The organism is Aquincola sp. J276, assembly GCF_024700035.1.
Classification (GTDB): domain Bacteria; phylum Pseudomonadota; class Gammaproteobacteria; order Burkholderiales; family Burkholderiaceae_C; genus Aquincola; species Aquincola tertiaricarbonis.
Genome location: NZ_JAJONC010000002.1, coordinates 946650 through 968513 on the forward strand (window position 1 = coordinate 946650; position 21864 = coordinate 968513).

Consider the following 21864-nt stretch of genomic DNA (forward strand, 5'->3'; position numbering starts at 1 on the left):
GGCGCTTCATGGGCCGATGCTAGTCCTGGCAAGGCATGACCGGTTTGGAGTCGGTAAGGCGTGCCGACTGGCGTATCCCCCAAGTCAATAGTTCCCCTGGACCGTGGGCAAATTGTGAAGAAGTGCAAGTAAACTCATGTTTCATCACGTAAACCTTACCGGCGGTGCGCTGTGGTCGTTTGTCCCGTCTTCCTCTCCGTTGTGTACGTGGCGCGCAATCTGTCCGCCGTCCAACGGCAGGTCATCACCGAGCTGGCCACCGCCGTGGCACCACTGGTAACCGACTACGAGATCGTGGTCGTGGACAACGCCTCCACCGACGACAGCCTGGCCACCTACCGCGCCCTCACCAGCGAAGCCGGCTTTCCCAATCTGCAGGTCTATGCGCTGACCAAGGAGGTGGACACCGACACCGCCTCCTGGGTGGGCCTGGAGAACGCGTTGGGCGACTATGTGGTGGTGATCGACCCGCTGGCAGACGACATTCGCATGCTGCCCGAGATGCTGGACCGCGCCGCCTCGGGCGTCGACGTGGTCTTCGCGCGCAACACCTACAAGTCGGAGCAGGGCCTGGTGTACCGGGCGGCCTTCGACCTGTTCAACCGGCTGTACCGGCAGTTCAGCGGCATCCACCTCTCGCGGGAGGCGCCGCACTACCGGGTGCTGAGCAAGCGCGTCATCAACTTCATCCTGCAGCATCCGCGGCCCTCCATCACCTACCGCCACCTGCCGGCCTCGGGCGGCTTTGCCAAGGCCACGCTGAGCTACAGCGCGCGCCCGCGGCTGAGCACGCCCAAGCGCCTGGCCGACGGCATCGACTTCGGCATGCGGCTGCTGGTGTCCACCACCCGGGCGCCGATGCGGCTGGTGACGACGCTGTCGCTGTTCGGCGCGGTGGTCAACGTGCTGTATTCGCTCTACGTGGTGGCCATCGGCCTGTTCAAGACCGACGTGGCGCCGGGCTGGGTGAGCCTGTCGCTGCAGCAGTCGGGCATGTTCTTCCTCATCTCGCTGGTGCTGCTGGTGCTGGGCGAGTACATCCTCAACATGGCCGGCCTCAGCAACGAAGGCCCGCTGTACCACGTGGCGCAGGAGTTCACCAGCAGCCGCATGACGCGCCGCGAGCGGCTGAACATCGAGGAAGCCGCCTCCATGCCGCTGCCCACGCTGGCCGCGGCGCAGGCTGAAATTACCCGCTGATGCCGGCCGCGCAGCACGCCGCCCCCGCGCCGCGGTGGGACGCGGTGGTGATCGGCGGCGGCTTCTACGGTTGTGCCGTGGCCACCTACCTCGCCCGCCGACGCGGCCTGGCGTCGGTGCTGCTGCTGGAGCAGGACATGGCGCTGATGCAGCGCGCCTCCTACAACAACCAGGCGCGGGTGCACAACGGCTACCACTATCCGCGCAGCTTCACCACCGCGCAGCGCAGCCGCGTGAACCTGCCGAACTTCGTGCGCGACTGGCCGTCCGCGGTGCATGCGGACTTCATCAAGCTCTATGCGATCGCGCGGCGCAATTCCAAGGTGACGGCGCGGCAGTTCCAGCGCTTCTGCAAGGAGATCGGCGCGGTGCTGCAGCCGGCCGATACCGCGATGCGACAGCTGTTCGACAGCCGTTACATCGAGGACGTGTTCGTGGTTCAGGAGTACGCCTTCGATTCCTCGCGCCTGGCCGCGCTGGCCCTGGCCGACCTGCAGGCCGCCGGCGTGCAGATGCGGCTGGGCCACACGGTGACCGCCCTGCACCGCAGCGCCGACGGCCTGGCGCTGCAGGTGCAGGGCCCGCAGCCGCAGGATGTGCAGGCGGTGGCCGCCCGCCGGGTGTTCAACTGCACCTACAGCGGGCTCAACCACATCGGCGGCGACCATCCCGGCGCGCTCACGCAGCTCAAGCACGAGCTCACCGAGATGGCGTTGGTGGAGGTGCCGCCGGCGCTGCGCCAGGTGGGCGTGACGGTGATGGACGGGCCCTTCTTCTCGTGCATGCCGTTTCCCTCGCAACGGCTGCACACCTTGTCGCACGTGCGCTATACGCCGCATGCCCACTGGAACGACACGCCCGCGGTCAACCCCTACCGGCGGCTGGCCGGCTACGAGCGCGACAGCCGCTTCGACCGCATGCTGCGCGACAGCAGCCGCTACCTGCCGGCGCTGGCCGGCGCACAGTACCGCCAGTCGCTGTTCGAGGTGAAGACCATCCTGTGCAAGAACGAGGGCGACGACGGCCGCCCCATCCTGTTCGAGCGGTCCGCCGGCCTGCCCGGCCTCTATTCGATCCTGGGCGGCAAGATCGACAACATCTACGACGTGCTGGAGAAGCTGGATGCCGAGCCGCTGGCCTGAACCTTCCCGGGCCGGCGCGCCGCCGTGGCCCGCGCTGCAGCGGCTGGCCTGGCTGGCCGTGGCGGCGCTGCTGCTGGTGCCCACCCTGGCCGGCATGCCGCTGGTGGACGATCCCTTCCACCACGGCGAGTACTTCGCGGCCACGGTGGGCCTGGCGCAACGGGCGCTCGGGGCAGGCGATGCGGCCGCCGTGCTGCCGCTGACGATCCACGGCGCCTTCGACTTCCTGCCCGCGATGCTGGCGCGTGCGCTGTCGCCGGCGGATGCCTGGTTCGCGCCCACCCTGGTGGTCTACAAGCTGCTGCGCCTGGCCGCGGCCGGGCTGCTGGTGTGGATGGTGGCCGACCTGCGCCGCGGCAAGCCGCACCGGCTGGCCTGGCTGCTGGGCGCGGCCGCGCTGGCCCCGCTGACGGTGGATGCCAAGGACGTGATGCTGCTGCTGGCGCTGCGGCTGCAATGCTGGGCCGGCTGGCGGCCCGCCGGCCGCGCGCGCTGGCCGCTGCAGGTGCTGCTGGGCATGGTGGTGGCCGCCGGCTTGTACTGGTCGTTCGACCGCGGCATCGCGGGGGCGGTGTCGCTGGGCGCGGGCACGCTGCTGCTGGCGCTGCGCGACCCGGTGCGCTGGTTGTCACTGGCCACCTTCGGGCTGTGCGTCGGGCTGCTGTCGGTCACCACCGAGGTGTTCTCGCTGCAGCACCATGTGGCCAACATCTTGCTGCTGGCCGAGACCGCCGCGCAATGGACCTACCGCCTGGACGCCGACCGCCTGGGCCTGACCGCCTTCGCGCTGGGCGCCAACCTGCTGGCCGGGCTGCTGCTGGTGGGCAGCGCGGTGCAGCAGGGCCGCGCCGCCGAGCGGGCGCCGGCCTGGCTGGCGGCCGGCCTGCTGGCCGCCTTCATGACCAAGATCGGCATCAACCGCGCCGACATCGGCCACATCTACATGAGCCTGTGGGTGCCGCTGCTGGCCGCCGCGCTGCAGCCGCCGGTGGGCGGCCGGCTGGCGCGGCTGCTGGCCGCGGGCGCGCTGCTGCTGCTGGCCGGCGCGCTGGGCCTGGCGCTGCGCTGGCACAGCTACGGCATGCTGCTGGTGGCCGCGGCGCTGCTGCTGGCCTCGGGTCTGCCGGCCGGCCGCGCCACCTGGCCCCGGCATGCGGCCGCCGCGCTGCTGGCGCTGTTCGCGGCCGGCCTGGTGGCGTCCACCGCCAAGTCGGGCCTGCAGGCCTGGCGTGAAGGCGGCTATGCCTGGCTGGCGCCCGCGCAGCACCTGCCGGACAACCGCGCCAGCGTGGGTCCGGGCGTGCGCTGGGCCGCCGACGAACTGGCCGGCGCCGGCTGCGTGTTCGACCTGTCTAACAGCGGCGTCATCAACGGCCTGACCGGCCTGCCCGGCTGCTCCCGCTTCACCTATCCGGTGTATGCCTCGGCCGCGCACGAAGCCGAACTGATCGAAGCGGTGCGCAGCCGCCGGCCCGCCGCCATCGTGTACGCCACCGATGCCTGGCACTACGCCATCGACGGCCGCACCATGCGCGCGCGCTTTCCGGCGCTGGATGACGTGCTGCTCGACCTCTACCCCACCGAACGCTGCCGCGACGGCTACTGCGTGCGCCTGCTGGCGCCCGGTGCAGCGCCCGCCCGGCCGCCCAGCCCACCGGGACCCTGAATGACCGACCCCTCCTTCGCCCCGCCCGACGGCGGCACCGCCCTCATCGGCCACACCGGCTTCGTCGGCAGCCTGCTGCGCAAGCAGGCCAGCTTCGCTGCAGGCTTCAACTCGCGCAACATCGACGAGGCGCGCGACCGCCGCTTCGACACCGTGGTGTGCGCGGCCGCGCCGGCACAGAAGTGGATCGCCAACCGGGAGCCGGAGGCCGACCGCCGCAACATCGCCGCGCTGATCGGCGTGCTGGACAGCCTGCAGTGCCGGCAATTCGTGCTCATCAGCACCGTGGACGTGTTCCGCCAGCCGCTGGGCGTGGACGAGGCGTCGCCGGTGGAGGAGGAGGGCCTGCATGCCTATGGCCTGCACCGCCGCATGCTGGAGACCTTCGTCGCGCGGCGCTTCGGGCAGCACCTGATCGTGCGCCTGCCCGGCCTGGTGGGCCCCGGCCTGCGCAAGAACGCCATCTACGACCTGCACCACCACAACAACCTGCATGCCATCGACAGCCGCGGCGTGTTCCAGTTCTATCCGATGGTCAACCTGTGGGCCGACATCCAGGCCGCGCTGGCGGGCGGCCTGCGGCTGGTGCACCTGACGGCCGAGCCGGTGAGCGTGGCCGAGGTGGCGCGCCAGGGCTTCAACCAGCTGTTCGAGCACACGCTGGAAGCCCCGCCCGCCCGCTACGACATGCGCACCCGCCATGCCGCGGTGCTGGGCGGGCATGGCCACTACACCTACAGCGCGCGTGAATCGCTGCAGGCGGTGCGCGCCTATGCGCAGTCCGAGCCGGTGGCCACGCCGGCCTCACCCGCCGCATGAGCCGCCGTCCATGAGGCTCGCCATCTCCAACATCGCCTGGGACGCGGCCGAGGACGAGGCCGTGGCCGCGCTGCTGCGCCGGCACGGCGTGGACGCCGTGGACCTGGCCGCGCCCAAGTACTTCGCGGATGCCGCGGCCGCCAGCACCGCCGACATCCTGGCGGTACGCCGCTGGTGGGAGGCCCACGGCTTCGAGATCACCGGCATGCAGTCGCTGCTGTTCGGCACGCAGGGGCTCAACCTGTTCGGGCCGCCGGCGGTGCAGCAGGCCACGCTGGACCACCTGCGCCACATCTGCCGCATCGGCGGGCTGTGGGGCGCGCGGCGGCTGGTGTTCGGATCGCCGCGCAACCGCGACCGCGCGGGCCTGGACGACGCCCAGGTGCTGCAGGCCGGCACGCAGTTCTTCCGCCGCCTGGGCGACGTGGCCGCGGCCGAGGGCGTGCTCATCTGCCTGGAGCCCAACCCGCCGTGCTACGGCGCCAACTACATGACCACCAGCGACGAGACCGCCCAGGTGGTGGCCGCGGTGGACCATCCGGCGGTGCGCATGCAGTGCGACACCGGCGCCATGGCGCTGCAGCAGGAGGATCCGCAGCAGGTGCTGGCCCGCCATGCGGGGCGGGTCGGCCATGTGCACCTGAGCGAGCCCGAGCTGCGCCCGCTGGGCGACGTGCCTGCCACCACCGCGCTGCATGGCGCAGCCCACCAGGCGCTGCAGCAGCACCTGCCCGGCGCGGTGGCCAGCATCGAGATGCTGGCCACGCGGGACGAGCCGCACCTGCAGTCCATCGAGCGGGCCGTGCAGGCCGCCATCCGCCTTTACCGGCCGCAGCCGGCTGCGTGGACCGGAGCGCCGGCATGAAGTGGCTGCTGCTGCTGGCCGGCGTGGCGGCCAATGCCTCGGCCAGCGTGCTGGTCAAGCTGGCCATGCAGCCGCCGCGGCGCTTTCCGTCGCTGGCCGATCCGCGCGCGGCACTGGGCAACTGGCCGTTCTGGCTGGGCCTGGCGCTGTATGGCGCGGCCTTCCTGCTGTATGCGGCCTCGCTGGCGCGGCTGCCGCTGAACGTGGCGCATCCGGTGCTCACCTCCGGCGCCATCGCCGCGGTGGCGGTGCTGTCCGTGGTGATCTTCCGCGAGCCGGTGTACTGGACGACGCTGCTGGGGCTGGCGCTGGTGGTGGCCGGCGTGGGCCTGCTCACCGCGCGCGCGGGCTGATCCTGAGGTGGAGTGGATGAACCAAGACATCGATCCTTCCGTGCGGCAGGGCTGGCGCGTGCCGGCCTTCGAGACGGTCTACTACGGCGGCCGCCAGCGGCGCTGGTGCGTGGTCATCCCGGTGATCAACGAGGGCGCGCGCATCGGCCGACTGCTGCAGCGCATGGCCGCCTGCGGCGTGGCGCAGCAGGCCGACATCCTCATCGTGGACGGCGGCAGCACCGACGCCTCGCTGGAGATCGGCCGGCTGCGCTCGCTGGGCGTGGCCGGCCTGCTGCTGAAGATCGGCCCCGGCCGGCTGAGCGCGCAGCTGCGCTGTGCCTATGCCTTTGCGCTGGACCAGGGCTACGAAGGCATCGTCACCATCGACGGCAACGACAAGGACGACCCCGCGCCCATCGCCGCCTTCGTGCAGTGCCTGGCCGACGGCGTGGACTTCGTGCAGGCCTCGCGCTTCGCGCCCGGCGGGCTGGCCGAGAACACGCCGCTGTCGCGCGACCTGGCCATCCGGCTGGTGCATGCGCCGCTGCTCAGCCTGTCCTCCGGCTTCCGCTGGACCGACACCACGCAGGGCTTCCGCGGCTACAGCCGCCGCATGCTGCTGGACCCGCGGGTGGCGCCCTTCCGCGACGTGTTCACCGGTTATGAGCTGCTGGCCTACCTGTCGCACCGCGTGCCGCGGCTGGGCTACCGCTGCATCGAGCTGCCCACCAGCCGGCGCTATCCGCCCGGCGAGGTGCCCACCAAGATCAACGGCCTGCGGGGCAACTGGCGGGTGCTGTGCGTGCTGGTGAATGCCTGCCGCGGGCGCTACGACCCCGCCGGCGCGGCGGCCTGAAGGCTCAGCCGCCGGCCAGCGCCGCCGCCAGGCGCCGCAGGTCGGCATGCGGGGTGCAGACGCCGCCGCACACGATCACCAGCAGCCGCCGCGCCTGCTGCAGCACGGGCAGCGGCCGCTCCATGGCCACCGCCAGCGCGGCGCCGCAGGCCGGCTCCACCACCACCCGGTGGTCGTCGGCAAAGCGCAGGCAGGCCTGCACCGCCTGCGCATCGCTCACCTGCACCGCCTGCACCGGATGGGCGCGGGCGCAGGCCAGCGCCTGCTCCGCCACCCGGCGCGCGCCCAGCGAGGTGGCCACGCTGGTGATCGCCGGCAGCGTCACCAGCTCGCCGGCCTGCAGCGCCGCGGCCAGGAGGCGGCGCCGGTGGTCTCCACCGCCACCACCGGCACGTCGTGCCAGCCCTGGGCCTGCAGGCCCTGCACCACGCCGCTGAGCAGGCCGCCGCCGCCCACCGACAGCACCACTGCATCGGGCCGCAGGCCCTGCGCGGCCACCTCGTCGATCATCGTGGCGTGGCCCTGCCACAGCAGCGGATCGTCGAACGGATGCACAAAGGCGTCGTCCGGCCCACGCAGCTGCTGCAGGTGATCGTTGGCCTCTTGCCAGCTGCTGCCGTGCACGATGACCTCGGCGCCCTGCTGCGCGATCAGCGCCTTGGGATGCGCCAGCGTGGTCTCGGGCACCACCACCGTCACCGGCAGGCCCAGCCGGCGGCCGGCCCAGGCCACCGCCAGGCCGGCATTGCCGCCGGAGGACGACAGCAGCCGACGGGCACCGCGGCCGGCCAGCACCTCGCACGCATGGCCCACGCCGCGCAGCTTGAAGGAACCGCAGGGCTGCAGCGCCTCCATCTTCAGCCAGGTGGCCTGGCCCGGGCGGCCGTAGGCGTCGGATTCGATCAGCGGCGTGGTGAGATGCAAGGGCATGGGCGCCAGGAGGGTGTACTGCAGGACCACCAGCCTAACCGAGGCCCGCGGCCGCGCCGCCGCCACCGCTTGTTACAGCTGCGTGCGCCGGACGGCCGGCCCAGCCCTGAAGCCGGCCGCTTTGCCGCCGAAAATGTCAATGCCCAATTCTCGGAGTACCCGATGTCCCCGCAGGCGCGCCCCTTGCCCTCCCAGCAGCCTGGCTGCGGCGCCGCCGCATGGAGCAAACGTCGGATGGGCGAGGACCGGAATGGACAGTGAGCGCCGCTTGCGGGTGCTGATCGCCGACGACAGCGAGGACCTCGCGCACGTCACGGCGGAGCTGATCCGCCTGGCCCTGCCTGCCGACGTGGAGACGGTGTACGACGGCGTGGCCGCGCTGGAGCGTGCGCTGGCCTGGCAGCCCGACGTGGTGCTGCTGGACCTGTACATGCCGGGGCTGGACGGCATCGAGGTGGCGCGCCGGCTGCGCCAGGCGGCGCTGCCGCGCCGGCCGTTCTGCATTGCCGTCACCGGCCGGCCTGATGCCGCTGGCCGGCTGGACGCCATCGACAGCCAGTTCGACCGGGTGTTCGCCAAGCCGCTGGACGTCGACCTGCTGATCGCCGCGCTGGCCCGGCTGGCCCGACCGCAGCCGCCGGAGGCGCGGCCGCAGCCGCACCCCTTCAACCTGGGCGAGCTGTTCACCCGCGCCGCGCGCCAGGTGATGCCGGTGGCGCGGCACCTGTCCTTCAGCTTCGACTACCGCGGCCCCGGCGTGGTGGTGGAGGGCGAAGCCATCGACGTGCACTGCGGCTTGCACCGCATGCTGCTGGGCGCGGTGGACATGCTGGCCGACGGCTTCGTGCTCTTCACCGCCGAGACCACGCTGCTGCCCGGCGGCGGCTGCAGCACCCTGGTGCAGGCCGCCGGCACCGGCACCCTGCACGGCCCCGCCCGGCTGGCCGACGTGCTGGCCCGCATGCACCTGCTGGCGCCCGAGACGCCCGACGCCGCCGGCGCCGACGCGGCCGGGCCGCCGCATAGCGCGGTGGGCCGCTGCCCCAACACCGGCGCCACGGTGCGCTTCACCCTCGATCCGCACGAGGGCATCCTGCTGCGGGCCGAGCTGCGCTTCCCACGCGCGGAGCCGGACGAATCGGCCCACGGCGCCGATGCCACCGGCGCCCGCGCCTGGCTGGTGGACAGCGACGAGGTGCCCGCCGCCTGGCTGCACCGCCGGCTGCAGCGCCTGGGCTGGCGGGTCACCCGCTTCGCCCGCTGCGAGGACGCGGTGCGCCAGGCCACCGAGCCCGGCATGCGGGCGCCGTCGCTGCTGGTGGTGGTGGAGTCGCCGCTGATGCGCCCGACCGCGCCGCTGGCGCTGCAGCAGGCGCTGCCGCACAGCACGCAGGCTGTGCTGGCGGTGATGGCCGGCTCGCCCTGGCTGGGCTCGCCGGAGACGCTGCCGGGCTTCGACATCCGGGTGTATCCCTTCAGCCCGCTCGAGCTGGCCGAGTTCGCCAGCATCGCCCGACCGGACCAGCCCACGCGCTCCGGCAGCTCGGTGTCGGGCGCCACCCTCACCGGCGCGCTGGGCCTGGCCGACCGGCCGCTGGTGCTGCTGGTGGACGACAACGAGATCAACCGCCTGGTGGGCCGCGCGCTGGTGGAGGCGCTGGGCTACGAGGTGCTGACCGCCAACGACGGCCTGGACGCCATCGACCAGTGCCGCATCAACCGCCCGCAGGTGGTGCTGATGGACCTGGACATGCCGGTGCTCAAGGGCGTGGAGGCCACGGTGCGGCTGCGCGAGCTGCAGCGCACCGGCGAGATGCCGCCGTTCTCGATCATCGCGGCCACCGCCGATGCCACGGTGGAGGCCCGCGAGGCCTGCGCCCGCTCGGGCATGGACGGCTTCATGAGCAAGCCGCTGGACATCGCCGAGCTGCGCAGCCAGCTGCGCCGCTTCAGCGCGGCGCGGGTCTAGGACGCGGCGCGCCCTGGCGCCTTACCGGCTGCGGCCGCGCCACAGCGCATAGGCCAGCGCCGCCAGCGCCAGTGCCACGGCGCCGCCGGCCACCGGCGCGGTGGCCGCGGGCAGCGGCGAGGCGGCCCGGTAGCCGCCGTCCACCGCATGGCGGCGCGAGGGATCGAACAGGTTGCCCGAGGTGCTGGGGGCCGCGTCGGCCCGCTGCAAGGCGGTGTCGAACAGCCGCTTGGTGGCACGGCCCAGCAGGCCCGGCGCGAGGGCATGCGCCAGCCGGGAAGGCCAGGCCACGCTGCCGATGGACAGCGCATCGCGCGGTCGCTTGACCAGCCCCACCACCGCCCGCGCCACCTGCTGCGGATCGAGCAGCGGCGGCGGCGGTCTTGAGGCGGCGGCCGGTGTAGTTGCCGCCGTTCTGGAAGCCCGGCGTGTCCACGAAGGTGGGATAGACCTCGCACACGTGCACGTCGGGCAGGTCGCGCAGCTCGGCCCGCAGGGCCTCGGAAAAGCCGCGCAGGCCGAACTTGCTGGCGGTGTAGGCCACCGCATAGGGCGTGGGCGCCCAGGCGCCGATGGACACCATGTTGATCAGCGTGCCGCGCTGCTGCTGCCGGAAGTGCTGGACGGCGGCATGGGCGCCGTTCATCTCGCCCAGCAGGTTGGTCTCCACCACGCGCCGGTGCACCGCGATGGGAATCTCGTCGAAGCGGCCCACCACGCCCACGCCGGCGTTGTTGATCCACACGTCGATGCTGCCGAAGCGGCTGATGGCGGCATCGGCCAGGGCGCGCACCGCGGCCGCGTCCACCACGTCGGTGGGCACGGCCAGCGCCTCGCCGCCGCGGCGCTCGCATTCGGCGGCCACCGCTTCCAGCGCGGCGCGGTCACGCGCGGCCAGCACCACGGTGGCACCTTGCTCGGCCAGCGCCAGCGCGGTGGCGCGGCCGATGCCGCTGGACGCGCCGGTGAGCACCACCACCCGCGAGCCGAGCGCGCGGGAGCCCGCGCGCGAAGAGGAAGTCGTATAGGCAGGATTGAGCATGCAGCGCGCCGGGCAAGCTGCATGCCCGGTGGGGCGGCTCAAGCGGGCGGGGCCAGCGGCACCAGGTCCACGCGCCGGAACATCGTGCGGCGGGTGTTGCGGAAGTGCGGCCGCACCCGGCTGCTCCAGTCGGTGGCACGCACCGCAAGCCAGGCCGGGCTGCCGAAGGCCTGCTCCTCGGCCAGCTCGTAGCAGGCGTGATAGCGCGGCGACCCGGGCCCGGCCTCCTCGCACAGCCAGCGGCTGGCCTGCACGGTGCCGGGCACCGCGGCCAGGCCGGGGGCATGCTCGGTCTCATACCAGGCATTGAAGTCGGCCTCGTGTTCGGGCAGCACGTCGGTCGCCACCACGTAGTGCCAGGGCGCAGGCCGCCCGGCGGCCTGGCCGGCACGGTGCCACAGCGGCTGCAGCCTCAGCCAGCGCGCCTGCGGCAGCAGCCGGCGCAAGGCGGCCATGTCGGCATCGGCGGGGGCGTACAGGCGGGCCTCGCCGCCCTGCACCGCCTGGTACAGCGCGCGGGCGCCGGCCGCGTGCAGGGCCTGCAGCGTGGCCGGCGCCAGCGACGGCGCATCGGCGGGCAGCGCCTGCAGCCAGGCCAGCAGCACGGGAGCGTGGGGATCGAGCATCGGGCTTTCCTTGCGGTCGGGTTGCAGGGCTCGGCGGTCGAGCCTCAGTGCGTGATGTCCAGCGCCACCAGCAGCCGCGAGACCATGTTGTAGGCGGCCACGGTGGCCACCAACTCCAGCACGCCCTGGGCATCCCACTCGGCCTGCAGCCGTGCCATCAGCGCCGCGGGCACCTCGATGTCGCGGGTCATGGCGTCGGTGAGCTCCAGCACCAGGCGCTCGCGCGGGCCGAACAGCTCGGCCAGCGGCTGCTGCCGCACGGCCTCGATGGTGGCCTCCGGCACGCCGGCCTGCCGGGCATGCGGCACATGGGCATGGAACTCGAAGCTGGCGCGGTTGAGCACTGCCACCCGCAGGATGATGAGCTCGCGCAGGTCGGCCGGCAGGCCGGTCTGGTTGCGCACCGCGGTGAGCATGCGCTCCCAGCCGGCGGCGATCGGCGGGCTGTTCAGCAGCGCCTGGTACAGCAGCGAGATGCGGCCGCGTTCGGCCAGGATGCGGGCCTCGGTCTCGGCCAGCTCGGGGCGGGTGCCGGGTTCGACGAGCGGGATGCGCGGCATCGTCATTCCACCTTGATCTTCTTGTCGCGGATCAGCCTGGCCCACTTGGCGGTGTCGGCCTTCAGCAGCGTGGCCAGCTCCTGCGGCGTGGAGGGCGCCGGTTCGGCGCCGGTGCTCAGCAGCCGCTCCTGCAGGCCCGGGTCGGCCAGCGCGCGGCGCACCGCCTTGTTCAGCGCCTCCACGGTGGCGGGCGGCGTCCTGGCGGGCACGAACAGCGCATACCAGTTGTTGGTGTCCACCCCCGGCAGGCCCTGCTCGGCCAGCGTGGGCACGTCCGGCAGCGCAGGATGGCGCCGGGTGGCGGCAATGCCCAGCGGCTTCAGCTTGCCGCCCTTCACATGGCCGATCAGGCCGGGAATGTCGCCGAAGAAGCCGCCCACCTGGCCGCCCATCACGTCGGTGATGGCTGGAGCCGCGCCGCGGTAGGGAATGTGGGTGATGGGCGCGCCGCTGGCGTCGATCAGCTGCTCGATGGCCAGGTGCGGGATGCTGCCGATGCCCGAGCTGCCCATGGCCACGGGCGGTTTGGCCTTCTTTGCATTGGCCACGAATTCGGCGGCAGTCTTCGCCGGGTCGGCCGGGTTGACCACCAGCAGCTCCACGTTGTTGACCACCAGCGAGACGGGCGCGAAGTCGCGCTGCATGTCGTAGGGCAGCTTCTCGTACAGCGAGGGATTGACCGCCGCCGCGCCCACGCTGGTGATCCACAGCGTGCTGCCGTCGGCCGGCGCGCGCATCACCTCGCTGGCGCCGATGGCGCCGTTGGCGCCGCCCTTGTTGTCGATGATGACGGTCTGCTGCAGCTCCTTGCCCAGCTGCTCGCCCAGCGCGCGGGCCACGAAGTCCACCGGCCCGCCAGGCGGGAAGGAGACGACGATGCGGGTGGTCTTGCCCGGCTGGGCCAGCACGGGAGCGGTGCCGGCCAGGGCCAGCGCGAGGAGGATGGCGGCGTTGGCCGCGCGTCGGTGAAGCGTCATGGCGTCTCCTTGTCGTTGTCGGTACGGGTGCTCAGTCGCAGCGCGCGGTCATGCCGCCGTCCACCACGATCTCGGTGCCGGTGATGAAGCGGGCCTCGTCGCTGGCCAGGAACAGCACCGCCGCGGCGGTGTCGCGGCCATCGCCCATGAAGCCCAGGGGGATGCGCTGCTGCCGCTGCGCCAGCAGCGCCTGCACGTCGCCGCCGGCGCGCTGGCCGGCCAGGCGGGCTTCCACCATCGGCGTGTGCAGCTGGCCGGGCACCACGCAGTTCACCCGCACGCCATCGGCCGCATGCTGCACGGCCACCACGCGGCTGAGCTGTATGACGCCGGCCTTGCTGGCCGCATAGGCCACCTGGGCCGCACCCGTCCAGCGCAGGCCGGAGGTGGACGAGACGTTGACGATGGCGCCGCTGCGCTGCGCCACCATCGTGGGCAGCACCTGCTTGCAGGCCAGGAAGACGCTCTTCAGGTTGAGGTCGATCTGCGAATCCCAGACCTCCTCGTCCATCTCCACCGGGCCCCCCTTGGCGGAGCCGCCCACGTTGTTCACCAGCACGTCGATGCGGCCGAAGGCACGCAGGCATTCGGCGGCCATCGCGGCCACGCCGGCGGCATCGGTCACGTCGCCGGTCCAGGGCCGGATGCGGCCGCCCAGCTCGCCGGCGCGCTGCAGCGTCTCGTCCAGCCGGGCCGCGTCGCGGTCCACCGCCAGCACCTGCGCGCCCTGCTCGGCCAGCTGCACCGCCACCGCGCGGCCATTGCCCCAGCCTGGGCCCACGCAGCCCGCCCCGGTGACGATGGCCACCTTGCCTTCGAAGCGGCGGTTCATGCCGACACCGCCACGTCGGCATCGCCGAAGCGGTACAGCCGCTGCGGGTTGTCCACCAGCAAGGCCTGTCGCTGCGCCGCGCTCGGCGCCATCTGCTCGATCAGGGACACGAGTTCTTCCTCCACCGGCAGCGGGCCGGCATGGTTGGGATGGGGCCAGTCGTTGCCCCACAGCACGCGGTCGCCATGCGCGGCCACCAGCGCCCGGGCATAGGGCAGCGCATCGGCATAGGGCGGCCCGGTGCGGGTGATGCGGTCGCAACCGCTGACCTTCACCCAGAAGCGTTCGTCGTCCAGCAGCGACTGCAGCGCGCGGAAGGCCGGCTGGTGCAGCCCGGCGCCGGCGTCGATGCGGCCGATGTGGTCGATGACCACCGGCACCGGGCTGCGGCGCAGCGCCGGGCCCAGGTCGGTCAGCAGCGCCGGATCGCCATGGATCTGCAGGTGCCAGCCCAGCGGCGCCAGCCGGGCGGCCAGCGCCAGCACCTGCTCGATGGGCGTGCCGCCGCCCAGGTGGGCCATGTAGTTGAAGCGCACGCCTCGGAAGCCGACCGCGTCCAGCCGCTGCAGCTCGGCATCGGCCACGTCCGGCGGCAGCAGCGCGATGCCGCGGTAGTCGCGCGGCCGGGCCGCCACCGCATCGGCCGTGGCGCGGTTGTCGAAGCCGTGGCAGGCGCTCTGCACCACCACGCAGCGCTGCAGGCCCAGGCGGTCGTTCAGCGCCAGCAGCGCCTCCTTCGGCGCCTGCGCCGCGGGCACGAAGGCGCCTTCGGCATAGGGAAAGCGCTCGGGCGGGCCGAACACATGGCAGTGCGCATTGCAGGCACCGGCAGGCAGGGCGGGGGTGGGGCTCATGCTGCCGATTCTGCGCAGTGCCCCGCCAGAGCGTAACGGCATGCCGCCTATACCAGTTATGCTGATCCGCTATGGAGGAAGCAGGCGATGGACCTCAGGCAGCTGGGCTACTTCGTGGCGGTGGCGGACGCCGGCAGCTTCAGCCGCGCCGCGGTGGCGCTGAACCTGGCCCAACCCACGCTGAGCCGGCAGATCGGCCTGCTGGAAGCCGACCTGGGCCAGCGCCTGCTGGAGCGCACCGGCCGCGGCGCCACGCCCACCGAGGCCGGCGAAGCCCTGCTGGTGCATGCACGGCTGATGCTCGATACCGCCGAGCGCGCCCGCGAGGCGATGCGCGAGCTGGCCAGCAGCCCTGGCGGACGCGTCACGGTGGGCCTGCCGCCGCGGGTGGCGGTGGGCCTGAGCGCGGCGCTGGTCACGCAGTTCCGCCAGCGCTTTCCGCGCGCGGTGATCACGGTGTCCGAAGGCCTGAGCCTGCACCTGCGCGAGTGGCTGATCGCCGGCCGGCTGGACCTGGCGCTGCTGTTCGATCCGCCGCCCTCGCCGCTGCTGGCCTGCGAGCCGTTGCTGCGCGAACCGCTGCTGCTGGTGGCGCCGGCCGGCGGACCGCGCCTGCCGCCCCAGCTGCGCTTCGCGGCGCTGGCCGGCCATCCGCTGGTGCTGCCCAGCGCGCCGAATGCCATCCGCAGCCTGGTGGACGCGGTGGCGCGGCCGCGGCGCATCGCGCTGCAGGTGGTGGCCGAGGTGGGCTCGGTGCAGACGGTGGTGCGCCTGGTGCAGCAGGGCGTGGGCTGCACGGTGCTGCCCGAGAGCGCGCTGCCGCCGCCGGGCAGTGGCGCTCCCGCGCTGCAGCGCGCGGCCATCGTGGCGCCGGCCATCCGCAACAACCTGGTGCTGGCGCTGCCCAAGGCGCGCCCGGCCACCCGGCTGGTGCGCGAGACGGCGGCGCTGCTGAAGACGCTGGACTTCCGCTCGCTGGGGGAGGCGGCTAGGACCCTGCGCGGCAGAACCGGGTCGTTCCCAGTGCCGCATGTCACGAGGCATGCGTTGCTGTGGCATGGCTGGAAGCCATCGACCCTAAGAACCCGACCCGGTGATGCTGCTGCCGGCGGCGCGGCGATGCCGCCGAAACGGCTATCCAGGCCGCCGCAGGAGGCCGTGCGGCTTCTGCCGCGCAGACGCCTAGGCGCCGGCGGCCGTCGGCGGCCGCTCGGCCACCGTCTTGCGCAGCGCCTTCAGCAGCCGCTTGCGCACCGGCTTGCGCTGGTTGGCCAGCAGCCGCATGTTGATGTCGTGCCGCTGCTCGTCATGCAGCCGCTTCCAACCCTTGATCTCGGCACGGCTGCGGCCGCAGCCCCGGCACTGGCCGTCGTCGTCGAGCTTGCACAGGGAGACGCAGGGATTGGCGGTGAGCAGCAGCGGCACGGGCTTCCTTTCATGGGCAGGCCGTTGTCGGCAGGCTGCGTGCCTGCGCACTTGACGCTTGCTGCGCCTCACACCGCCGGCGCGGCCCGGCGGCGCTGCTCGTCCAGCACCCGTGCCACGCCGGCGTCCAGCTGCTGGAAGTCGATCGGCTTGGGCCAGTAGGCCTCCACGCCGGCCCGCAGCGCGGCATCCACGTCGTCGGGCATCGCATTGGCCGACAGCGCAATGACCCGCAACCGCGCGGTGCGGGCATCGCCGCGCAGCCGTTCGATCACCTCCAGCCCGGTCAGGTCGGGCAGCTGCATGTCCAGCAGCACCACGTCGGGCTGCAGCTCCGCGGCCAGGCACAGGCCCTGCGCGCCGGTCTCGGCCACGCGCAACTGCACCTGCGGATGGCGGGCGAACCAGTGTTCCACCAGCATCGCGTTGACCGGGTTGTCCTCCACGTACAGCACGCTGCCGGCCAGCGGGCGGGTGCCGTCGCGGGCGGGGCCGGTCGATGCGGCACCGGCGGCGGGCGCTTCCGCCTGCAGCGGCGGCACATAGGGCAGCAGCACCATCGCGGTGGTGCCCACGCCCTCGCGGCTGTGCACCGTGAGCTCGCCGCCCAGGGCCTCCACCAGCCGCTTGCTGATGAACAGGCCGATGCCGGTGCCTTCGATGGAGGTCTTCTCGCGGCCCATGCGGTTGAAGGCCTGGAACAGCTTGTCCAGCTGCGCGGCCGACATGCCCTGGCCGTTGTCGCTGACCTGCAGCCGCACGGTGTCGGCCTCGCGCCGCACCGACAGCGCCACATGCCCGCCCGGCCGGTTGTACTTGATGGCGTTGGACACCAGGTTCAGCAGCACCTGGCGCAGCCGCACCGGGTCGGTCCGCACCAGCAGCCGCTCGTCGGTCGAGAAGTCGAGGTGGAAGCCGATGTGCCGCTCGGCCGCGGCCGGCTCGCTGAGCTGCGCCACGTTGGCCATCTTGGCCATCACGTCCACGTCGGCCATCTCCACCGTCATCTCGCCGGATTCGATGCGCGAGACATCCATCAGGTCATCGATCAGCCGGCGCAGCTGGTGGCCGGCCGACAGCACATGGCCCAGGTAGTCGGGCAGCCGCTCCGGCCGCCCTTCGTCCAGCGCGCTGCGGCACAGCTGGGCGAAACCCAGCACCGCATTCAGCGGCGTGCGCAGCTCATGGCTCACGTGGGACAGGAAGGTGGTCTTGGCCCGGCTGGCCGCCTCCGCCGAGGCGAGTGCCGCACGCGACTGGCGGTGGCGGTCCAGCTCCAGGCCCAGCGAGATCTCGCGGCCCAGCTCGGCCAGCAGCGCCAGCATGTCGTCGTCGTAGGCATCCTCCTCCGGCCCGAACAGCGTCAGCGCGCCCAGCTGTTCCTGCCCCACCACCAGCGGCACCGCGGCCACCGGCCGCCAGCCGGGCGTGCGCTCGGCCAGCACGCGGCCCTGGCGCAGCACCTGCTCGGTGACCTGCGCATGGCCGCCGCCCCAGCGCTTGGCGATGTCGATGGCCTGGGCCACGCTGGCCGCATGGCGCGAGGTGACCACGCGCGCTTGCTCGCCTTCCTTCACGGTGATCCAGGCATAGCTGGCCAGGCCGCTGTCCATGCAGGCGCGGCACACCTCGTCGAACAGCGCCTGCGCCGGCGCCTGGCGTGCGATGGCCTGGCCGGTGGCCGACAGCGTCTCGTAGAAGCGGCGGGCCCGCACCGCCCGCCGCTGCGATTGCAGCAGCTGCGCCGCGCGCTCCTGGTTGCGGTCCATCAGCCGGTTGAACTCCAGCGCCACCTCGCCGAACTCCCCGGGCAGCCGCACGTCGGCCCGCACGTCGGTGGCACCCGCATGCAGGCGGCGTGCAGTGTCGGCCACGCTGCTGAGCGCCATCGTCAGTCGCCGCGCGGCCAGCGAGGCGGCGCCCAGCCCCAGCCCGATGGCCAGGCCTGCCGCTCCCAGGCCACGCAGCGCGGCGGCGTTGGCCTCGTGGTAGACCTGGGCGGCCGGCATGCCGGCGGCGGCCTCCAGACCGAAGCGCGGCAGCCGGGTGAGCGCGAACGCCCGCCGGCTGCCGTCCACGCCGATGGCCACCTGCACCGGCGCCGAGGGCAGTTCGCCGGGCGTGAGCAGGGTATGCGGCACCGGCTGGCCCACCCAGCGGGCCGGCTCCGGATGGCGGGCCAGGAACACCCGACGGTCCTTGCGGATGGCCACCGAGTGGCCCGGCTCCGTGGCCAGGCTGGCGAGGGATTCGATCAGCGGCTGCAGGTCCAGCGAGACGGCCAGGAGGCCCACCTTGATGCCCGCGTTGTCCACCACCGGCAGCGTCATGTACACCACCCACAGGCCGCTGAGCGGCCCGCGCAGCGGATCGCTCAACCACACGCGGTCGGCGGCCATGCCGGCGATGAACCACGGATGCTGGCCGAACTGCGTGCGGCCGCGGTGACCCGCCGAGGTGCAGACCGCGGTGCCCGAGGCGTCGAACAGGCCGATGTTGGTGTAGGCGGCGCTGGAGCCGGCCACGCCGGCCATCAGGCTCTCGCAGGCTTCCGGGTCCAGCAGGCGCAGGCGCTGGCGGCTGGCCATGAAGGTCAGCAGGTGCTCGGCCTTCTCCAGCGCATCGCGCACCCGCGCGGCGGCCACGTCGGACCGCTGCTTCAGCAGCGCATAGGTGCGCTGCTCGGCCTGCCGGCGCTCGTCGCGGATGGACAAGGCCAGCAGCACCAGCAAGGGCGTGGCCACCGCCAGCACGATGAGCCACAACCGGGACCGCAGGTAGCGGTGCCGTGGCCCACGGGATGCTGCGGGATGTTCCACCATGCTTGTCGTCCCCTGGAGGCAGGGCACGGCAAGCCACGTGCCTGCCGGGTCACAGCATCATGCCACCCGACACCTCGATGCGCTGGCCGGTCATCCAGCGGTTGCCCTCGGCCAGCAGCGCCGCCACCGCGGCGCCGATGTCGTCCGGCTGGCCCACCCGGCCCATGGCCGTGGCCGCGGCGAGCTGCGCATTCAGCGCGGCATCGTCGCGCACCGCGCCGCCGCCAAAGTCGGTGGCGATGGCGCCCGGCGCCAGCGTGTTCACCGCGATGCCGCGCGGCCCCAGCTCCCTGGCGAGGTAGCGGGTGAGCACCTCCACGCCGCCCTTCATCACCGCATAGGCCGCATAGCCCGGGAAGCTGAAGCGCGCCAGCCCGCTGGACACGTTGACGATGCGGCCGCCATCGGCCAGCAGCGGCAGCAGCGCCTGGGTGAGGAAAAACGGGCCCTTGAGGTGCACCCGCGCCAGCTCGTCGAACTGCTGCTCGGTGGTGGCTTCGAAGGACGCATGCACGCCCATGCCGGCGTTGTTCACCAGCGCATCGAAATGCGTGCGCTGCCAGGTGGCGCGCAGCGCCTGCCGCACCTGTTCGGCGAAGGCCGGGAAGCGGCTGGCCTCGCCCACGTCCAGCTGCAGGGCCACCGCGCGGCGGCCCAGCGCCTGCGCCTGCGCCACCACCGCCTGAGCATCGGCCTCCTGGCGCTGGTAGGTGAGGATGAGGTCGATGCCCTGCGCCGCCAGCGCCAGCGCGCTGCTGCGTCCCAGGCCGCGGCTGCCGCCGGTGATGAGGGCGATGCGGGAAGAGGTGTCGGTGGTTGTGTTCATGGGGTGCTCCTTGCGTGGGATGCAGCCACTGTAGGTGTCCGCCTCCTGCGAATAAAGCCGGCATTGCGGGCCACACTGTTCTGGCACGGCGGACAATGCACCGCATGCAATTCGATGAACTGCGCATCTTCGAGCGGGTGGCGGTGCTGGGCAGCTTCACCCGCGCGGCAGAGCACCTGGGTCTGGCCAAGGGCCGGGTGTCGGCGGCGGTGCAGCAGCTGGAGGCCAGCGTGGGCACGAGGCTGCTGCAGCGCACCACCCGGCAGGTGAAGCTCACCACCGATGGCGAGGCCTTCCTGGGCCGCTGCCAGGAGCTGCTGGCCGATGCCGAGCAGCTGCATGCGATGTTCCAGCCCGCGGCCAGCGGCCTGCAGGGCCGGCTGCGCATCGACCTGCCGGCCACGCTGGCGCGTGAACTGGTGATCCCCCGGCTGCCGGAATTCCTGGCCGCCCATCCGCTGCTGGAAGTGGCGCTGAGCACCACCGACCGCCGGGTGGATCCGGTGCAGGAAGGCTTCGACTGCGTGCTGCGCGTGGGCCCGCTGCACGATGCCGAGCTGGTGGCGCGGCCGCTGGGCCACCTCTCCATGTGGAACCTGGCCAGCCCCGACTACCTGCGTCGCCATGGCCTGCCGCGCACGCTGGCCGACCTGGCGCAGCACCGGCTGGTGCACTATGCGGGCAACCTCGGCCTGCAGGGTGCGGGCTTCGAGCATGTCGAGCAAGGCGTGGCGCGCCTGGTGCCCATGGCCAGCAGCATCGTGGTCAACGGCACCGATGCCTACCAGGCGGCCTGCCTGGCCGGCCTGGGCCTGATCCAGGCGCCGGTGCACGGCACGCGGGCGCTGGTGCAGGCCGGTCGGCTGGTGGAAGTGCTGCCCCAGCACACCGCCGCGCCGATGCCGGTGAGCCTGCTGTATCCACACCGCCGGCACCTGGCGCCGCGGGTGCAGGCGGTGCTGCAATGGCTGGCGCAGCTGGTGTCGCCCTGGCTGGCCGCGATGGGCCAGGCGCCAGCAGACGGCAAAAAGGCGCGCCACCGGCCCCGCAAGGCCGGTTGACGCGCCCCCTGGCCCGCCCGACGGGCGGGCGGGAATCAGCGCTGGCCGGACTGGCCGCTGCCGCCTTGCTGGCTGCCGCGGTTGCCGCTCTGGTCGCTTTCGCTGCCCATGCGGCGGCCCATGTCCTGGCCTTCCTGGCTGCCCTGGCCGCCTTGCTGGCCGCCACGCTGCTGGCCCTGGTCCTGCTGCCCCGGCCGCTGGCCCTGGCCCTGGCCTTGGCCCTGCTGCGAACCGCCCTGGCCGCCGCTCTGGCTCTGCTGCCCGGGATTGCTGCCCGACTGGCTGGCCTGCTGCACGCCGCCGATGTTCTGCTGGCTCTGCTGGCCCTGGCCCGAGCTCTGCGACTGGGACTGCTGGCCGCCCTGGCGACTGAGGTCGTCCTGGTTGTTCTGGCTCATGTCTGTCTCCTTCGTTGGCACCGGCCGATCGCCGGCCCGGCCATGCGGCAAGCCACGTTCCCGCTGCGCGCATGCGCCGGGCGTGCCGGATGCCCGCAACAACGGCCGCGCGAAGGCGGCCCGCAGTTCCTAGAATCGCGGCCGCGCCAACTTGCGCTTTTTTCTCCATAACTCCGAAAGAACCCCACGATGGCTACCGCCAAGAAGATCCCGGCCCAGAAGACCGCGCCCGCCAAGAAGGCGCCCGTTGCCAAGAAGGCTGCGGCCCCTGCAGCGGCCAAGAAGGCCCCGGCCGCCAAGAAGGCCGCACCGGCCGGCGGCGCGATGAAGCCGATCAAGGCTGCGTTCAACAAGACCAGCCTGCTGGCCCACCTGGCCGAGACCTCGTCGGTCGACCCCAAGGCCGTGAAGGCCGTGCTGGCCGCGCTGGAAGCCACGATGCTGGCTTCGCTGAACAAGAAGGCCGTGGGCGAGTTCACGCTGCCCGGCCTGCTGAAGATCTCGGCCGTGGCCGTGCCGGCCAAGAAGAAGCGCACCGGCATCGACCCCTTCACCAAGCAGGAACGCGTGTTTGCCGCCAAGCCCGCTTCGGTCAAGCTGAAGGTGCGCTCGCTGAAGAAGCTGAAGGACGCGGCACTCTGATGCCGCCGGCCCCGCGG

Annotated in this window: 20 protein-coding genes and 2 pseudogenes; 11 read left to right on the forward strand and 11 right to left on the reverse strand. The window is 72.6% G+C overall.

Features of this window, described 5'->3' with window-relative positions; translation table 11 throughout:
• Nucleotides 1–171: 171 nt before the first annotated feature.
• From LRS14_RS22245 to LRS14_RS22275, 7 genes are read left to right on the forward strand one after another with little or no spacing between them, the layout of a single operon-like run.
• Complete coding sequence (locus tag LRS14_RS22245; protein ID WP_257801151.1) at nt 172–1200, forward strand: glycosyltransferase; 1029 nt, start codon at nt 172–174, stop codon at nt 1198–1200.
• Nucleotides 1200–2342 carry an FAD-dependent oxidoreductase gene (locus tag LRS14_RS22250; protein WP_257801152.1) on the forward strand — a complete coding sequence of 381 codons (1143 nt, stop codon included), beginning with the start codon at nt 1200–1202 and terminating at the stop codon, nt 2340–2342. Before LRS14_RS22245 ends, LRS14_RS22250 begins: the two co-directional genes overlap by 1 nt.
• Nucleotides 2323–4008, forward strand: coding sequence for a hypothetical protein (locus LRS14_RS22255; protein ID WP_257801154.1), 1686 nt, complete (start codon nt 2323–2325; stop codon nt 4006–4008). Before LRS14_RS22250 ends, LRS14_RS22255 begins: the two co-directional genes overlap by 20 nt.
• A complete protein-coding gene (locus LRS14_RS22260) occupies nt 4009–4827 on the forward strand; it encodes a pyridine nucleotide transhydrogenase (protein WP_257801156.1) in 819 nt (272 codons plus the stop codon).
• Between the two features lie 10 nt (nt 4828–4837).
• Nucleotides 4838–5692, forward strand: coding sequence for a sugar phosphate isomerase/epimerase (locus tag LRS14_RS22265; RefSeq protein WP_257801157.1), 855 nt, complete (start codon nt 4838–4840; stop codon nt 5690–5692).
• Nucleotides 5689–6045 carry a multidrug efflux SMR transporter gene (locus tag LRS14_RS22270; protein ID WP_257801159.1) on the forward strand — a complete coding sequence of 119 codons (357 nt, stop codon included), beginning with the start codon at nt 5689–5691 and terminating at the stop codon, nt 6043–6045. Before LRS14_RS22265 ends, LRS14_RS22270 begins: the two co-directional genes overlap by 4 nt.
• Before the next feature lie 16 nt (nt 6046–6061).
• The gene (locus LRS14_RS22275; RefSeq protein ID WP_257801160.1) at nt 6062–6883 is read left to right on the forward strand and encodes a glycosyltransferase family 2 protein; all 822 of its coding nucleotides are present in this window, start codon (nt 6062–6064) and stop codon (nt 6881–6883) included.
• A gap of 4 nt (nt 6884–6887) precedes the next feature.
• On the opposite strand, the pseudogene LRS14_RS30405 reads toward LRS14_RS22275, so the two are convergent.
• Nucleotides 6888–7813, reverse strand: a pseudogene (locus LRS14_RS30405) (pyridoxal-phosphate dependent enzyme).
• A 250-nt stretch (nt 7814–8063) separates the two neighbouring features.
• Between LRS14_RS30405 and LRS14_RS22290 the strand changes: the two are divergent.
• Nucleotides 8064–9782, forward strand: a complete 1719-nt coding sequence (locus LRS14_RS22290; protein ID WP_257801161.1) for a response regulator — start codon at nt 8064–8066, stop codon at nt 9780–9782.
• Here the strand turns inward: LRS14_RS22290 and LRS14_RS22295 are convergent.
• From LRS14_RS22295 to LRS14_RS22320, 6 genes are read right to left on the reverse strand one after another with little or no spacing between them, the layout of a single operon-like run.
• Entirely contained in the window at nt 9763–10824 is a 1062-nt protein-coding gene (locus LRS14_RS22295) for an SDR family oxidoreductase (protein WP_257801162.1), read from the reverse strand. The genes LRS14_RS22290 and LRS14_RS22295 overlap by 20 nt on opposite strands.
• Before the next feature lie 38 nt (nt 10825–10862).
• Nucleotides 10863–11450: a DUF4286 family protein gene (locus LRS14_RS22300; RefSeq protein WP_257801163.1), complete on the reverse strand. Its 588-nt coding sequence runs from the start codon at nt 11448–11450 to the stop codon at nt 10863–10865.
• Nucleotides 11451–11494: 44 nt separating this feature from the next.
• Entirely contained in the window at nt 11495–12016 is a 522-nt protein-coding gene (locus tag LRS14_RS22305) for a carboxymuconolactone decarboxylase family protein (protein WP_257801164.1), read from the reverse strand.
• Entirely contained in the window at nt 12013–12987 is a 975-nt protein-coding gene (locus LRS14_RS22310; RefSeq protein ID WP_046112535.1) for a tripartite tricarboxylate transporter substrate binding protein, read from the reverse strand. The genes LRS14_RS22305 and LRS14_RS22310 overlap by 4 nt, the downstream gene beginning before the upstream one ends.
• A 31-nt stretch (nt 12988–13018) precedes the next feature.
• Nucleotides 13019–13819, reverse strand: coding sequence for an SDR family NAD(P)-dependent oxidoreductase (locus LRS14_RS22315; RefSeq protein WP_257801165.1), 801 nt, complete (start codon nt 13817–13819; stop codon nt 13019–13021).
• Nucleotides 13816–14673: an amidohydrolase gene (locus LRS14_RS22320; RefSeq protein ID WP_257801166.1), complete on the reverse strand. Its 858-nt coding sequence runs from the start codon at nt 14671–14673 to the stop codon at nt 13816–13818. The genes LRS14_RS22315 and LRS14_RS22320 overlap by 4 nt, the downstream gene beginning before the upstream one ends.
• An 87-nt stretch (nt 14674–14760) precedes the next feature.
• Here LRS14_RS22320 and LRS14_RS22325 point away from each other — a divergent pair.
• Nucleotides 14761–15645: pseudogene (locus tag LRS14_RS22325) on the forward strand (LysR family transcriptional regulator); the annotation flags it as partial.
• Nucleotides 15646–15855: 210 nt separating this feature from the next.
• Here LRS14_RS22325 and LRS14_RS22330 read toward each other — a convergent pair.
• From LRS14_RS22330 to LRS14_RS22340, 3 genes are all read right to left on the reverse strand, one after another.
• Entirely contained in the window at nt 15856–16170 is a 315-nt protein-coding gene (locus LRS14_RS22330) for a DUF1289 domain-containing protein (RefSeq protein WP_310740904.1), read from the reverse strand.
• Nucleotides 16167–18863 (reverse strand): ATP-binding protein, encoded by a 2697-nt coding sequence (locus LRS14_RS22335; protein ID WP_257801167.1) that lies wholly within the window; start codon nt 18861–18863, stop codon nt 16167–16169. Before LRS14_RS22335 ends, LRS14_RS22330 begins: the two co-directional genes overlap by 4 nt.
• A gap of 106 nt (nt 18864–18969) precedes the next feature.
• On the reverse strand, nt 18970–19746 hold the full coding sequence (locus LRS14_RS22340; RefSeq protein ID WP_257801168.1) for an SDR family NAD(P)-dependent oxidoreductase: 777 nt from the start codon (nt 19744–19746) through the stop codon (nt 18970–18972).
• 104 nt (nt 19747–19850) lie between these two features.
• Here LRS14_RS22340 and LRS14_RS22345 point away from each other — a divergent pair, with 104 nt between their 5' ends.
• Nucleotides 19851–20807 carry a LysR family transcriptional regulator gene (locus tag LRS14_RS22345; protein ID WP_257801169.1) on the forward strand — a complete coding sequence of 319 codons (957 nt, stop codon included), beginning with the start codon at nt 19851–19853 and terminating at the stop codon, nt 20805–20807.
• A 35-nt stretch (nt 20808–20842) separates the two neighbouring features.
• On the opposite strand, the gene LRS14_RS22350 is transcribed toward LRS14_RS22345, so the two are convergent.
• Nucleotides 20843–21205, reverse strand: coding sequence for a hypothetical protein (locus LRS14_RS22350; protein ID WP_257801170.1), 363 nt, complete (start codon nt 21203–21205; stop codon nt 20843–20845).
• Nucleotides 21206–21394: 189 nt separating this feature from the next.
• On the opposite strand from LRS14_RS22350, the gene LRS14_RS22355 reads away from it, so the two are divergent.
• Nucleotides 21395–21847, forward strand: a complete 453-nt coding sequence (locus LRS14_RS22355; RefSeq protein WP_046112541.1) for an HU family DNA-binding protein — start codon at nt 21395–21397, stop codon at nt 21845–21847.
• Nucleotides 21848–21864 lie beyond the last annotated feature (17 nt).